The 13,210-nt window shown below is 65.5% G+C and carries 12 protein-coding genes; 4 read left to right on the top strand and 8 right to left on the bottom strand.

The genetic code is table 11. The annotated features are described in order from the left end of the window. Nucleotides 1-112: 112 nt before the first annotated feature. Entirely contained in the window at nucleotides 113-934 is an 822-nt protein-coding gene (locus M2342_RS14075) for an ATP-binding protein (RefSeq protein ID WP_264580051.1), read from the bottom strand. A gap of 164 nt (nucleotides 935-1,098) precedes the next feature. On the opposite strand from M2342_RS14075, the gene M2342_RS14070 reads away from it, so the two are divergent. Together M2342_RS14070 and M2342_RS14065 are read left to right on the top strand one after the other, a co-directional pair. Next, complete coding sequence (locus M2342_RS14070) at nucleotides 1,099-2,055, top strand: L-threonylcarbamoyladenylate synthase (RefSeq protein WP_264579547.1); 957 nt, start codon at nucleotides 1,099-1,101, stop codon at nucleotides 2,053-2,055. A gap of 369 nt (nucleotides 2,056-2,424) precedes the next feature. After that, a complete protein-coding gene (locus M2342_RS14065; protein WP_264579546.1) occupies nucleotides 2,425-4,215 on the top strand; it encodes a glycosyltransferase in 1,791 nt (596 codons plus the stop codon). A 47-nt stretch (nucleotides 4,216-4,262) separates the two neighbouring features. On the opposite strand, the gene M2342_RS14060 is transcribed toward M2342_RS14065, so the two are convergent. The 5 genes from M2342_RS14060 to M2342_RS14040 all read right to left on the bottom strand — a co-directional run bounded on the left by M2342_RS14060 (nucleotide 4,263) and on the right by M2342_RS14040 (nucleotide 8,670). Beyond that, entirely contained in the window at nucleotides 4,263-4,484 is a 222-nt protein-coding gene (locus M2342_RS14060) for a hypothetical protein (RefSeq protein WP_181560348.1), read from the bottom strand. Nucleotides 4,485-4,582: 98 nt separating this feature from the next. Next, the gene (gene msrA, locus M2342_RS14055; RefSeq protein WP_264579545.1) at nucleotides 4,583-5,113 is read right to left on the bottom strand and encodes a peptide-methionine (S)-S-oxide reductase MsrA; all 531 of its coding nucleotides are present in this window, start codon (nucleotides 5,111-5,113) and stop codon (nucleotides 4,583-4,585) included. 235 nt (nucleotides 5,114-5,348) lie between these two features. Then, a complete protein-coding gene (gene argC / locus M2342_RS14050) occupies nucleotides 5,349-6,275 on the bottom strand; it encodes an N-acetyl-gamma-glutamyl-phosphate reductase (RefSeq protein ID WP_264579544.1) in 927 nt (308 codons plus the stop codon). Continuing rightward, nucleotides 6,272-7,177: a C40 family peptidase gene (locus M2342_RS14045; RefSeq protein WP_264579543.1), complete on the bottom strand. Its 906-nt coding sequence runs from the start codon at nucleotides 7,175-7,177 to the stop codon at nucleotides 6,272-6,274. Before M2342_RS14045 ends, argC begins: the two co-directional genes overlap by 4 nt. A gap of 92 nt (nucleotides 7,178-7,269) precedes the next feature. Then, nucleotides 7,270-8,670, bottom strand: a complete 1,401-nt coding sequence (locus M2342_RS14040) for a leucyl aminopeptidase family protein (RefSeq protein ID WP_264579542.1) — start codon at nucleotides 8,668-8,670, stop codon at nucleotides 7,270-7,272. A gap of 83 nt (nucleotides 8,671-8,753) precedes the next feature. On the opposite strand from M2342_RS14040, the gene M2342_RS14035 reads away from it, so the two are divergent. Next, nucleotides 8,754-9,581 carry a DUF3298 and DUF4163 domain-containing protein gene (locus M2342_RS14035; protein WP_264579541.1) on the top strand — a complete coding sequence of 276 codons (828 nt, stop codon included), beginning with the start codon at nucleotides 8,754-8,756 and terminating at the stop codon, nucleotides 9,579-9,581. Between the two features lie 160 nt (nucleotides 9,582-9,741). On the opposite strand, the gene rimO is transcribed toward M2342_RS14035, so the two are convergent. Beyond that, nucleotides 9,742-11,112, bottom strand: a complete 1,371-nt coding sequence (rimO, locus tag M2342_RS14030; protein WP_264579540.1) for a 30S ribosomal protein S12 methylthiotransferase RimO — start codon at nucleotides 11,110-11,112, stop codon at nucleotides 9,742-9,744. A gap of 67 nt (nucleotides 11,113-11,179) precedes the next feature. Beyond that, complete coding sequence (locus M2342_RS14025; protein ID WP_264573368.1) at nucleotides 11,180-12,238, bottom strand: potassium channel family protein; 1,059 nt, start codon at nucleotides 12,236-12,238, stop codon at nucleotides 11,180-11,182. Nucleotides 12,239-12,400: 162 nt separating this feature from the next. Here M2342_RS14025 and M2342_RS14020 point away from each other — a divergent pair, with 162 nt between their 5' ends. Next, on the top strand, nucleotides 12,401-13,066 hold the full coding sequence (locus tag M2342_RS14020; RefSeq protein ID WP_264579539.1) for a DUF1345 domain-containing protein: 666 nt from the start codon (nucleotides 12,401-12,403) through the stop codon (nucleotides 13,064-13,066). The last annotated feature ends 144 nt before the right edge of the window (nucleotides 13,067-13,210 follow it).

The raw sequence follows: 13,210 nt of genomic DNA, 5'->3' as shown, positions 1-13,210 counted from the left end.
TGCCTCGTGCTCCTGCGAAAGCAGGAGCCCAGGGAGCAGCCGAAGAGAAAACCCCGCCCTAGGCTCCTGCTTTCGCAGGAGCACAGTTTTCATCGTGGTCTCGGCACCATCCTCAGCGGTTGAGCGTAATGCCCGCCCGCCCCGCCAGTTCCACGACATATTGCCAGGCGACCCGGCCTGAGCGGCTACCGCGCTGGGTCGCCCACTGGATCGCGGCCAGTGGATCGACGTCCAGCTCATAACGGGCGGCGTAGCGGCGCACGATGGCGACATAGGCATCCTGATCGAGCGCATGGAAGCCGAGCGACAGGCCGAACCGATCGGAAAGGGCCATCCGGTCGTCCACGACGTCGCGCGGATTGATTGGGTCATCCTGCTCGCCCATCGAGCGCGGCACGATGTGGCGCCGGTTGGATGTCGCATAGAGCCGCACATGGCTCCCGCGCGCACTGGCGCCACCCTGCAGCAGCGAGCGCAGCGCTCGCGCATCGGCGCCGAAGTCACCGTCGAAACCAAGGTCGTCGATATAGAGGATGATCGGCCGGCGCGCGGCGCGCAGCAGCGAGAACAGCGTTGCGAGGCTGCGCAGATCGTCCGTGGCGATCTCGACCATCGCGAGCGGCAGCCCTTCCTTCTGCACCTGGCCGACACAGGCGGCCACCGTGGCCGACTTGCCCGTTCCCCGCGCACCCCACAGCAGAATGTCGTGCGCCGCATGGCCCCGCGCGAGGCGACGGGTATTCTCAAGGCAAGCCTCTTTCTGCGCGTCGATGCCGGTCAGCAGGGCATAGTCGATCGGCTCGAAGCCCTCGATGGGCACCAGCGTCTTCCCATCCCATCGATAGGCCGGATGCGCTTCCAGGTCCGGGGTGGCGGCGGCATTTGGCGCAAGCCGTTCGAGCGCGGCGGCGATCCGCGCGAGCGCATCGTCCATGGACGGTGTGGACATGGCATTTCCCTCGGTCATCATGGATTGAGCCGTGGCGGGCCGTTCCCGCGAGGTCAAGACGCGAAGGCCGGCGGCACCGGTCTCCGCCCTGTCGCCGCCACGCTATCATGCCGCTTCAATGTGTCGCGCGGCGCGGCTATAGGCCGCACATGTCCCGCGCCACCCGGTCCCTCGAAACGCGTATTCGCGCCTATGACAGCGCCGGGCTGGCGGAAGCCGCCGCGCTGATCATGGCTGGCGAACCGGTCGCCGTGCCCACCGAGACGGTTTACGGTCTCGCTGCTGATGCGACCAACGATCTCGCCGTGGCGCGCATCTATGAGGCCAAGGGCCGCCCGTCCTTCAATCCCCTGATCGTCCATGTCAGCGATGTCGCGATGGCGCGCCAGCTGGTGTCGTTCAACGCCATGGCGCAGGCGCTGGCCGAGGCATTCTGGCCCGGCGCGCTGACGATGGTCCTGCCGCGCCGTCCCGATAGTCCCGTCGCCGGGCTTGCCAGCGCGGGTCTTCCTACGCTGGCGGTGCGGCTGCCATCGCATCCGGCAATGCGCACGCTCATCGGCGCGGCGGGCGTGCCGCTGGCCGCCCCCTCGGCCAATCGCTCCGGCGCGATCAGTCCGACCCGTGCCAGCCATGTGCTGGCCAGCCTCGGAGGGCGTATCCCGTTCATCCTTGATGCCGGGCCAGCCAGCGATGGCGTGGAATCGACCATCGTCGAGCCGCTCGACGATGCGATCATCCTGCTGCGGCCCGGCCCCGTGACCCCGGAGCGCCTCGAAGCGATCACCGGACGACCGGTGCGCGCACCGGCAGCCAGTGCAGGGATTACCGCACCCGGCCAGCTCGAAAGCCATTATGCGCCATCCAAACCCTTGATGCTCAACTGCACGGACCCTGCGCCGGGCAGCTTCCACATTGGTTTCGGTCCGGGACCATCCCAGCGCAACCTCAGCCCGAGCGGTGATCTAATCGAAGCCGCCGCGCATCTATTCGCCGCCCTGCACGAAGCAGACGAAAGCGCGGCGTCGCGCATTTCGGTGGCACCGATCCCGTCTGAAGGGCTCGGCCTTGCCATCAACGATCGTCTGCGCCGCGCGGCTGCGTGAGGTCGGCCTAGGCAGTGAGTCGGTCGAAAATATGCGGGGCGGGCAGGGGCGATCGACCGCTGGCCAGCCTCGCGAATTTCCCACATGTGGCAGGCAGCGGCGGCTCATGCACGGTTTGCCGCTGGCTGGTTTGCGGTTTTTGAAGAGTTCGTGAAGGCTCGATTGTCAAATCCATGCGTTATGCACGGACGCGGCAGATCCAGTTGGTGTGTCGGCAGTAAACGGAGGACTGAATAATTGATCGCCTTATCCAGAGTTGATCTCGATTCTTCGTTGATCTTCGTTGCATTTTTTACACTTGCGGCTGCACTTTTGACACTTCGTGCCGTTTCTGCGCCGCATCGTATTTCTCGGCCGGTTTCCGAGGAAGTGCACGAGTTTTTGGGCGCCTCGTTCGGCGCGCTTTTCGCCACGGCGCTGGTGACCTGGCAGATCGGCTCGGTCATCCCCATCTTCCTCGCCGCGATCACGCTGGTCGCAATCGCGCGCTATTATCTCGTGCGCTTCAGCATGCCGGGCATCCTCTGGCTGACTGGCGCCGGGCTTGGCAGCGTGATGACGAGCCTGTGGGGCACGCTGTTCATTCTCGAAGCCGGCCTGCCGCCATTGCTGATGGTGCTGGCCTTCGCCGCGCTCGGGCTGACGCTGTTCGCCTTCCTCGCCAATCTCATCGCCAGCGTGGCGCGCGAAGCGGTGCTGACGCATGAGCGCTGGCGCCTGCCGGTGGCGATTCCCTCATCCGATCCCGCAGTCGCGCATCTCAAGGTCTCGCTGCACCTGGCCTGCTATGCCGAACCGCCCGAGATCGTGATCGAGACGATGAACCGTCTCGCGGCGCAGGATTATGATAATTTCGAAGTGCTGGTCTGCGATAATAATACGAAGGACGAAGCTCTTTGGAGGCCCTTGGAAGCCCATTGCGCGCGCCTCAACGCGAAGCTCGGCAAGGAGTGCTTCCGTTTTTTCCACGTCGATCCGCTGCCCGGCGCCAAGGCCGGCGCGCTCAATTTCCTGCTCGAGCAGACCGCCTCAGATGCGCAGATCATCGGCGTGATCGACGCCGATTATTATTCCCGCAACGACTTCCTCTCGCGCTTGCTGCCGTTCTTCGCCGATCCGAAGCTCGGCTATATCCAGACGCCGCACGACTATCGTGACTATGAGGGCAATGACTATCTGAGCGCCTGCTATTGGGAATATATGCCGGTCAACAAGGTCGATTACCCCGGCGTGAGCGAATATGGCGGTGCCTTCACCATCGGTACGATGTGCCTGATGCGCAAGGATGCGCTGGTGAAAGCCGGCGGCTGGGCGGAATGGTGCCTCACGGAAGATTCGGAAGTCTCCGTGCGCCTGCGCAAGGTCGGCTATGAGGGCCTGTATTTCGGCGAGACCTTCGGGCGCGGGCTGATCCCGGAAACCTTCGACGATTACAAGAAGCAGCGCTTCCGGTGGACAGCGGGTCCGGTACAGCAGCTGCGCCGTCACTGGCGCCTGTTCCTGCCGGCGCCCTTCGCCGCGCCGCTGCCAGGCTGGACAAAATTGCTGGAAGTCGTGCGCTGCCTCGCGCCGCTGCAGACGCTGGCTGCGCTCGTCGTCAGCGTAGGCGGCATGCTCGCCATGGTCGTTGGGCTGGCCATCGGCGCCATGGAGCCGGTCAAGGTGCCGTCCATCGCCGGTCTGCTGATGCTCATCGGTGCGGCGACATGGTGGGTGCGGCTCGTGCATCGCTATCGCCTGTCCGGCTGCTATGACACTGGCGCCATGGTGTGGGGCGAGATCGCCCGCGCATCGCTCAGCTATGTCGTGCTGGTCGCAGGCATTGCCGGCCTCTCTAATCGCCCGCTCGCCTGGCGGCGCACGCCCAAGTTCGCCGGACTGGCCGACGAATCGCCCTTTGCAGCGACCCGGCCCGAGACGATCGCAGGATGTGCGTCGCTCGCCGTGGCGGTGCTCTGCCTGTTTGCCATCGGGCTGCTTGGCACGGGCGTCGCGCTCCTCAGCTTTATCGGCTTCGTGTCGCTGGCCCTGCGCTTCTTCTGTGCGCCGTTGATGGCGGCGACGGCCATTCGTGCCTCCCGCCCGGCGCCCAGGCCGTCTCGCCCGCGCTACATTCCGCGGGATGCGCGCGTGGCCGTCAGCCGCGTCTGGGAAAGCTGAGTTTTTTGGAAATCGCAGGGGAGGGCGGCTAATCCCGCCCTCCTGCCTCATTCGCAATAATAAGGGTCGTAGCGCGCCTTGCACTTGCGCCGGAGTTCGCGACCCCGTTCCCGATCCGCTTCATCGCCGCTGACCGTTGCCCAGTCAGCCATCTTCGCACCGGCATCGACCGGCGCCTTGGCTACCTTGTAGGCAGTGCGGGCGACGCAGCCCTGCAAGGCGAGCGGTCCAAGCACGCTCGCGGCGATCAGCAGGGCAGGTCGAACCATGGCAGCCTCTCCAATGTCCATCAGGGACAGGAGCACTGTCTGAGCGGCTTCCCGCCGTCGCGCAAGCCTGCTGCGCCGGAATGGCAGCCGCTTGCTGCTCAGGTCCTCAGGCGATCGGCGAAGCCCTTGCGCAGCTTCTGCAGCTTGGGTGGGATCACCGCCATGCAATAAGGGTTCCGGTCGCCGACCCGATCCCAATATTGCTGGTGATAATCCTCGGCCGGATACCAGGTAGCCAGCGGCTCGATCGTCGTGACGATAGGGCTGGGCCAGTCCGCCTGTGCCCGTTCCATGGCAGCGCGTGCCTCGGCCTCCTGCTCGGCATCATGAGGGAAGATGGCCGAGCGATATTGGGTGCCGATGTCATTTCCCTGGCGGTTCAGCGTCGTCGGGTCATGCGTGGCGAAAAAGATATCGAGCAGATCGCCATAACCGATCACGGCCGGATCATAAGTGATGCGGATCGCCTCGGCGTGGCCCGTGCTACCCGAGCAGACCTCCTCATAAGTCGGGTTGGGTTTGCTGCCACCGATATAGCCGCTCTCGACGGACTCGACGCCTGCGAGATTTTGATAGACCGCTTCTGTGCACCAGAAGCAGCCGCCGGCCAGCGTTGCAGTCGCGCTCATGAGGGGGCGTCCTTTCGAGGAGGGGTGTGTTGCCTCAAAGATAGGAAGCCGGTGGCGGGGTGCAAAGGGGCGCGCCCAGTCCACCTGCCGTTCGTGTCGAGCCCTTCGACTGCCCGCAGGCGGGCGCTCAGGATAAACTTCAGCTGCAAGCTGAAGTCGAGACACGTCAAGCACAGTGGCAAAGTGTCTCGACTTCGCTCGACACGAACGGGAGCGGAAATCCGCTGGCCGTTGCCTAAAGGCGCAGCCCCGTCGTCTCCGGCAGGCCCGCCATCAGGTTGAGGTTCTGCACGGCCGCACCGGACGCGCCCTTGCCGAGATTGTCGAGCGCCGCGACCAGTCGGATCTGCGCGCTGTTTTCGTCCGCAAAGACGAACAGGCGCATGATGTCCTTGTCCCGCAGCAGCTCGATGGGGAGCGTCGCAGCCTCATAGCCATCCGCCACGCTGATGATCGGCGAGCCTGCATAATGCTCGGCCAGTGCTGCGCGCATGGCGCGGGCATCCGTGCCATTGGTCAGCAGATCGCTATGCAGCGGCACGTCCACGATCATGCCGGAATAGACCGGCACGACAGCAGGCGCGAACAGCGGGCGATGCGCCAAGCCGCAGCGGGCCTGCATTTCGGGTACATGCTTGTGGCCAAGGCCGAGCGCATAGGTGCGGAAGGCACTCGGCGGGACCTCTGCGCCCTCATATTCGGCGATCATAGCCTTGCCGCCGCCGGAATAGCCGGAGGCGGCGTTGCATGTGAGCTGCGTCTCGGCGGGGATGATGCCGGCCTGCACCAGCGGCGCCACCAGTGCGATGAAGCCGGTCGAATAGCAGCCGGGATTGCTCACAAAGCGGGCTTTCGCGACCGCATCATGGCCGGAGACTTCCGGCATGCCATACACCCAGCCATCGGCCACGCGATGCGCCGTCGAGGCGTCGATCACCCGCGTGCGATCATTGGCGATCATCTGCACGGACTGGCGCGCAGCATCATCCGGCAGGCAGAGGATGACGATATCGGCGGCGTTGATCGCTTCGGCGCGCGCGTCATCGTCCTTGCGGGCGGCATCGCCCAGCGTGATGAGATCGAATTCGCTGCGCCCCTCCAGTCGGTCCCGGATCTGGATGCCGGTGGTGCCGGCGGCGCCATCAATGAAAATCTTCGTCATGTCGTAATCCTGCGCCGGCCTGTCACCGGCTGCTCATGCGTGTCGCGGAGCCGCGCGACGACATCGTCCAGCGGCTCTATGGTCACGGCCATCGCGTGGGCATTGGCATGGATCAGGCGCTCGCCATCCACCATCAGCCCTACATGACCGGGGAAGAAGATGATGTCGCCTCGTCGGAGCGCCGCATTGTCGCCCAGCGCCTCGCCGACGGCCTCGGCCTGCTGGTCGGTGTCGCGCGGCGCGTTTATCCCACAGGCAGCCAGAGCGGTTTGCACCAGCCCCGAGCAATCGAGCCCAAGGCCCCGGCCACCCCATATATAGGGCGCGCCCAGATGGCGCTCCGCGACGGCAACCCAGTCGCTCTCGACATCCGCGAGAGTGCGGACGTGCCGCTGATGAACGAACCCGGCATCGATGGCGAGAAAATCGCCCTGCGCCGTGCCCGCCAGTTTGGCACCGGCGGGCAGCAGCATCTGCACCGAGGATTTGATATCGGCCGCTGCGAACACCGGCGTGATGCCGTGTGCGAGATGGCTGGAGTCGACAGGTTCGCCCAGCGCATCCAGCGGCACATAGCCGACATAATGATCATGGCCGCAATAGCCCCAGGCCCAGCCGGCGCGGGCATCGAGCATGTGAAAGCTCTCGCCATAGAGCAGCTCGCTCACGGCGCTCGCGGCAGCGTCTGGGGCGGCGCGCAGCATCGTGGCGGCCACCACGCAGCTGCGCGGCACCGGCGCGGCATAATGCGGCGCGAAATACAGATCGGCGAGGGCGACGTCGGCCAGATCGGGCCGGATCGCGCGCACGCGCGGATCGTAGCTGCGGGATGTCCCGTCCAGCTTCACGCTCTTGCGTTCGGGCGACGACGCCACGCTAGTCCCGGCGATGGTCTGTTTCATCGGCGCCCCCTGCGGCAAAACAGGCCGAAAGGTCAAGGGATACCCGACCGCAACGGTGCATCCCGGCCCCCCGGCGCAGACGCCCGGATCGCTCAATCCCCCGACTGTCCGTAGCGCTTTTGCAGCATGGCAAAGGTCGCGCGCAAACCGAGCGCTTCGCCGCCCTTGGGGCGGCCCGGTTTGGCGGTCGGCCGCCATGCAAAGGTGTCGAAATGCACCCACGGGGTCTTGTCCGGCACGAAGCGCTGGAGGAACAGCGCCGCCGTCGAGGCCCCCGCAAACGGGGTTTCGCCGCTGTTGGAGAGGTCCGCAATGTCGCTCTTGAACAGGTCGTTGTAGGGCGCCCAAAGGGGCAGGCGCCACAGCGGATCATCCACGTCGCTGCCACAGCTGGCCAGCGTGGCCGCCAGCGCATCGTCATTGGTGAACAGGGCAGGCAGGTCCGGGCCGAGCGCGACCCGCGCCGCACCGGTCAGCGTGGCGAAGTCGATAATGAGTTCGGGCTTGTCTTCGCCGGCCCGCGTCAGCGCGTCGCCGAGCACCAGCCGTCCCTCCGCATCGGTATTGCCGATCTCCACGGTCAGGCCCTTGCGGCTGCGCAGCACATCGCCGGGGCGGAAGGCATTGCCTGCGATGGCGTTCTCGGCGACCGGCAGTAGCAGGTGCAAGCGCACCGGCAGGCCCGCACCCATCACCAGATCCGCCAGGGCCAGCGCATGGGCCGCGCCGCCCATGTCCTTCTTCATCAGCCGCATTCCGGAGGCCGGCTTGATATCGAGCCCACCGGTATCGAAGGTAATGCCCTTGCCGACCAGCGCGACGTGGGGATGCTCCTCGCGGCCCCAGACCAGCTCGATCAGCCGTGGCGCATTGGCCCGGTCCGCCGCGCGACCGACGGCGTGGATCATCGGATAGCCCGATTCGAGCGCATCGCCCCGCGTCACGGTCATGGTCGCGCCATGGCGATCGGCGACCGCACGCGCCTGCGCCTCGATCTCGTCCGGCCCCATTTCGGCCGTCGGCGTATTGACCATATCGCGCACCAGTGCGGTCGCGCGGGCCTGCGCGGCCGAACCGTCAATGGCGCCGGGCTGGCTGCTGAGCAGCACGCACGGCCCCTTGGCCGCCGGCTTCGCCTTGTAGCGCTCGAAGCGATATTGCGCCGTCATCCAGCCGAATATCGCCGGACCTGGCTCCCTATCCGCCAAGCGATAGGTTCCAGCCGGCAGCACGCCCGGCAATTTGGCAAGGCACCAGCTGGAGAGCGAGTCGACATTGGCGACATATGTCACCACGCTCCATGCATCGGGTTTTTCCCCGGGCAGGATGGCGTGGGCATAGGCCTTTGGCTGGTAATTCTGCGCCACGAGCGCGGCGCGTTCCCGCTCAGTCCGTCCGGCGAGCCATTGCTCATGGCTGGCGGCATCGATGAGATGGATGAGATGGGCGGTCTGGCTCGTGTCCGGGCGCACAAGATCGGCTGGGTCCGTCATAATGCAGGGTTAGAGTGCGCGAGGGGCCTCGGCAAGCGCCGGCTGATCCGTTAGGCTCGCCCCAATCGTGAAAGGATCGCCCCATGGCCCCCATCAAGTCCGCCGCTCTGCTCAGCCTTTGCATCGCGCTGGCCGCCTGCGGCAATGAGACCGTCGCCAACAATATGCAGGTGCCGGTCGAGAATGCGGTGAACGTCGCAGAGCCCGCCAATGCGATGCAGGCCAACGCGGTGGCGGGCAAGTCGGTGGCGTTCACCAAGGGCGAATCCGAATTTCGCGTCAGCTGGCCCGCCGCGGCGGCGGCCATCGCCCCGCTCAATGCCATGCTGCAGGAGAGCGCGGAGAAGCAGCGCAAGGAAACGGAGGACGGCATCCGGGGAGAAGAAGCCTCCGCAAAGGAGGCCGGCTACCCCTTCCGTGGCTATAGCTATACCGAGGACTGGTCCGTGGCAGCCGACGTGCCGGCGCTGCTCGTTTTGCGCAGCGAAGGCTATAGCTATACGGGCGGCGCGCACGGCATGCCACTGGTCAAGGTTCTCTACTGGGACAAGGCCGGGAACAAGGCGCTGGAGGCCGGCGCCTTGTTCGACGTCGCTGCGCTAGGCCGCGCCGTTAAAGACCGCTTCTGCACGGCCCTGAACGCCGAACGCACCAAGCGGCGCGGAGAGCCGGTCGGCAGCGGGGAGGGCAGCCCAATCCCCGAATTCGATCAGTGTGTCGATCCGACCAAGCAGACGATCATTGCCGCGACGTCAGGTGGTGGCGCGCTCAACCGCCTCCACTTCGTGATCATGCCTTATGAGGCCGGGCCCTATGCGGAAGGGATCTACGAGATCGAAGTGCCGGTGGATGCGGCAGTGCTGGGCGCGGTGAAACCGGCCTGGAAGGGGGCCTTCGCGGCGGCGCAGTAGGCCCGCAATCCCCACCTCCCGTTCGTGTCGCGCGAAGTCGAGACACACAAGCACCGCTCTTCCCGTGTCTCGACTTCAGCCTAACGGCTGAAGTTTATCCTGAGCGCCCGCCTGCGGGCAGTCGAAGGGCTCGACACGGACGAGAGGCTGTAAAGCTTGGTCAGACCGAAATCGGCACGCCAAACAGGTCGTGCTCATCCGCATCCTCAATCTCGACCGAGACGAAATCACCCGCCGCAAGCCCCGGATCGACATCGCGCAAATAGACGTGCCCGTCGATCTCCGGCGCGTCAGCCTGGCTGCGGCCGGTCGCCCCGACACTGCCGTCCTCATCCGGTTCGCCAACCTCGTCAATAACCACAGGCAGCGTGCGGCCGATCTTGGCCGCCAGCTTCGCTGCTGAAATCCGCGCGCAGGCGTCCATGATCCGCTGGAAGCGCTCTTCCTTGATCTCGTCCGGCACATGGTCGGGCAGGGCATTGGCCTGCGCCCCTTCCACCGGCTCGAAGCGGAAGGCGCCGACGCGGTCGAGCTGCGCTTCCTCCAGCCAGTCGAGCAGATACTGGAAGTCCGCTTCCGTCTCGCCGGGGAAGCCGACGACGAAGCTGGAGCGGATCGCGATATCCGGGCAGATTTCCCGCCAGCCGCGCAGGCGCTCCAGCACCTTGGCCTCGTTGGCGGGACGCTTCATGGCGCGCAGCACATTGGGCGCGGCGTGCTGGAAGGGGATGTCGAGATAGGGCGTCAGCAACCCTTCCGCCATCAGCGGGATGACCGCGTCGACATGCGGATAGGGATAGACATAATGCAGCCGCACCCAGGGCTGCTCGCCCTGCGGCGTGCGCAGGCCGCCGAGTGCGCGGGCAAGGTCGGTCATATGGGTGCGGACGGGCTCGCCCTTCCACAACCGCTCCTCATGCCGCACGTCCACGCCGTAAGCGGACGTATCCTGGCTGATGATCAGCAGTTCCTTCGTCCCCGCCGCGACCAGCTTCTCCGCCTCGCGCAGCACCGCGTCGATCCGCCGGCTGGCGAGCTTTCCGCGCAGGTCGGGGATGATGCAGAAGGCGCAGCTGTGGTTGCAGCCCTCGCTGATCTTCACATAGCCATAATGGCGCGGGGTGAGCTTGAGGCCGCCTTCGGGCACCAGATCGACAAAAGCATTGGGGACGGGCGGCGCGGCGTCGTGCACCGCATTGACCACATCCTCATATTGATGCGCACCGGTGATCGCCAGCACCTGCGGGAAGCGGGCGCGGATCAGCTCGGCCTCATTGCCCATGCAGCCGGTCACGATCACGCGACCGTTCTCGGCAATGGCCTCGCCAATTGCCTCGAGGCTTTCCTCCTTGGCGCTGTCGAGGAAGCCGCAGGTGTTCACCAGCACCACGTCCGCGCCATCATAGTCTGGGGACAGGGCGTAACCATCGCTCCTCAGCTTGGTGAGGATACGTTCTGAATCGACCAGCGCCTTGGGGCAGCCGAGCGAGACCATGCCCACCTTGGGCGCGTCGGGAATTTTCAATGCCATGATTGCGCGCGCATATAGGGCGCCGGCAAGCAAAAGGCGAGTCGTCCCGCGCGGTCCATCTGCGCCGTTACGCCGGGCTGGGGCTGGGCGGTGTTTCGCCGTCGTTGGGAATGATCTCGATGATCATGTCACCAGCATAGAGCATCGCGGCCTCTGGCTCCCAGAAACCATAAGCGCGCCCGGCCCGGTAGAGCCGCACGCCCAGGCCGGTCTGGATCGCGCTCAGCGGTTCGCCCACCTCGGCCTGCGTGACGCGGCGCTCGCGCAGCTGCACGCGCCCGCCCGATGCCGCAAGATCGGCCATATAATCGGCGATATGAGCGCCCTGGCAGGAACCGGCGAGCAGCAATCCGGCGAAACTGACCGGATTGATGACCGTCGTCGCACCGGCCTGGCGGGCGAGCGACTCATTGTCCGGCGCCCTCACGACGACACTCAGCGGGATATCCGGCGCGAGGTGGCGAGCCGTCAGCGTCACGAGGATCGAAGTGTCGTCGCGTCCGGCCGAGACGATCATGGCCTGCGCTTCCTGCACGCGTACGTCCATCAACGTCTGGTCGCGCGTCGCATCCCCTTTCAGGATGTTGCAACCAGCCGCCTCGGCCAGCGCCAGTGATTCGTCGCTGCGCTCGATGACGACGATGCAGCGTGGGTCGGTGCCGCGCGCCACCAGTTCCCGCACCGCCTCGGAACCGCTCGTGCCGAAGCCGGCGACGATGATGTGGTTGGTGAGGGACTTCTGGATCTGCGACATGCGCCACCTGTGCCAAACATTGCGGAAAACGAACTGATAGGCCGTGCCAAGAAAGATCAGCCAGACGAAGATGCGCGCCGGGGTGACGAAAATGCTCTCAAACAATCGCGTCCGGTCCGTGACCGGCACGATGTCGCCATAGCCCACGGTGGTGACGGTCACGGCGGTAAAGTAGACGACATCGCCGAAGCTGACCTCCCCGTCGAGATTGTCGCGCAGCCCGTCCCGCTCGAACCAGTGAACCATCAGAACGAAGGTCGCGAGGATCAGGATCGCACCCACCCGCCACGCGAGGTCCGCCCAGACCGGCAGGGACGAGCGCCGTCGCAAAAAGGCGCGCGGCGGCACGCGGGGATCGTCGCGCTGGAACATCTCCGGCCTTGTGCCAGCGGGGAGGGCAGGGTGCAAGGCGAGGTGGGGGGCGGGCGTCAGATGCTCCACCTTCCCGTGGAGGGAGCGAAATACGCAGCCTGGCCGGTGCCGGGAGATAAGAACAAGGTTGGGCAGGCAATTTCGCCCGCTATAGTCGCACCGATGGCTCTTGACCTTGGACGGCGCCTTGCGCCCATACGCTTCCTCGCTTTTGCGGCGATCCTGCTTGTCAGCCTGCCGCTGCTGCATCCGGTTCTGGGCTGGCGTCATGCCATGATGGCGGGATTCGACGTCGCGGCCGGCATCTTTCTGCTGTCCGTCTGGCCTTTGCTGGCGCGCGCCGGGCCGGATCAGATGCGCCAGTCGGCTGCGCGGAACGATGCCAATCGCACCTTGCTGCTGGGGATAACCGGCGCGGTCTCGCTGGTGGTGCTCGTCGCAATCTTCTCCGAACTTGAGAACAGGCACGATCCCGGCGTCGAGGCCATGGCCCTGGTCATCGCGACCCTGGCACTGGCGTGGATCTTCTCCAACATGGTCTACGCCCTCCATTATGCCCATATGTTCTACGTGCGGAGCGACAGCGACCCGGATGACGAGGGCGGCGCGGATGCGCGCGGCTTCGACTTTCCCGGCACCAAGGAGCCGACCTATTGGGATTTCGTCTATTTCAGCTTCACGCTGGGCATGACGTTCCAGACCTCGGATGTGGCGGTCACCTCCACCTCGGTCCGGCGCGTGGCGACGATCCACTGCCTTGCCGCCTTTGTCTTCAATCTGGGCGTGCTGGCCTTCACGATCAACGTGCTGGGCGGCAGCGGCAACTGAGCCTGCCCCGCGCGGCTGCGACACATTGATACAAACTCCGTCGATTGCGACAAAGTCTCGTGACAAGTGGGGGCTATACAGTCCTCATCAGCGTTACTCTCCCACGGCGCTGATACTCTCCCACAGTCCCCGACGGCCCCTCCC

The organism is Sphingobium sp. B8D3A, from assembly GCF_025961995.1.
Classification (GTDB): domain Bacteria; phylum Pseudomonadota; class Alphaproteobacteria; order Sphingomonadales; family Sphingomonadaceae; genus Sphingobium.
This window is presented reverse-complemented; position numbering and strand designations above follow the sequence as displayed.

Bases quoted from the DNA above. Each gene is read 5' to 3' on its own strand.
- M2342_RS14075 (WP_264580051.1), bottom strand. From the start codon at position 934: ATGGACGATGCGCTCGCGCGGATCGCCGCCGCGCTCGAACGGCTTGCG.
- M2342_RS14070 (WP_264579547.1), top strand. From the start codon at position 1,099: ATGTCCCGCGCCACCCGGTCCCTCGAAACGCGTATTCGCGCCTATGAC.
- M2342_RS14060 (WP_181560348.1), bottom strand. From the start codon at position 4,484: ATGGTTCGACCTGCCCTGCTGATCGCCGCGAGCGTGCTTGGACCGCTC.
- msrA (WP_264579545.1), bottom strand. From the start codon at position 5,113: ATGAGCGCGACTGCAACGCTGGCCGGCGGCTGCTTCTGGTGCACAGAA.
- argC (WP_264579544.1), bottom strand. From the start codon at position 6,275: ATGACGAAGATTTTCATTGATGGCGCCGCCGGCACCACCGGCATCCAG.
- M2342_RS14045 (WP_264579543.1), bottom strand. From the start codon at position 7,177: ATGAAACAGACCATCGCCGGGACTAGCGTGGCGTCGTCGCCCGAACGC.
- M2342_RS14040 (WP_264579542.1), bottom strand. From the start codon at position 8,670: ATGACGGACCCAGCCGATCTTGTGCGCCCGGACACGAGCCAGACCGCC.
- M2342_RS14035 (WP_264579541.1), top strand. From the start codon at position 8,754: ATGGCCCCCATCAAGTCCGCCGCTCTGCTCAGCCTTTGCATCGCGCTG.
- rimO (WP_264579540.1), bottom strand. From the start codon at position 11,112: ATGGCATTGAAAATTCCCGACGCGCCCAAGGTGGGCATGGTCTCGCTC.
- M2342_RS14025 (WP_264573368.1), bottom strand. From the start codon at position 12,238: ATGTTCCAGCGCGACGATCCCCGCGTGCCGCCGCGCGCCTTTTTGCGA.
- M2342_RS14020 (WP_264579539.1), top strand. From the start codon at position 12,401: ATGGCTCTTGACCTTGGACGGCGCCTTGCGCCCATACGCTTCCTCGCT.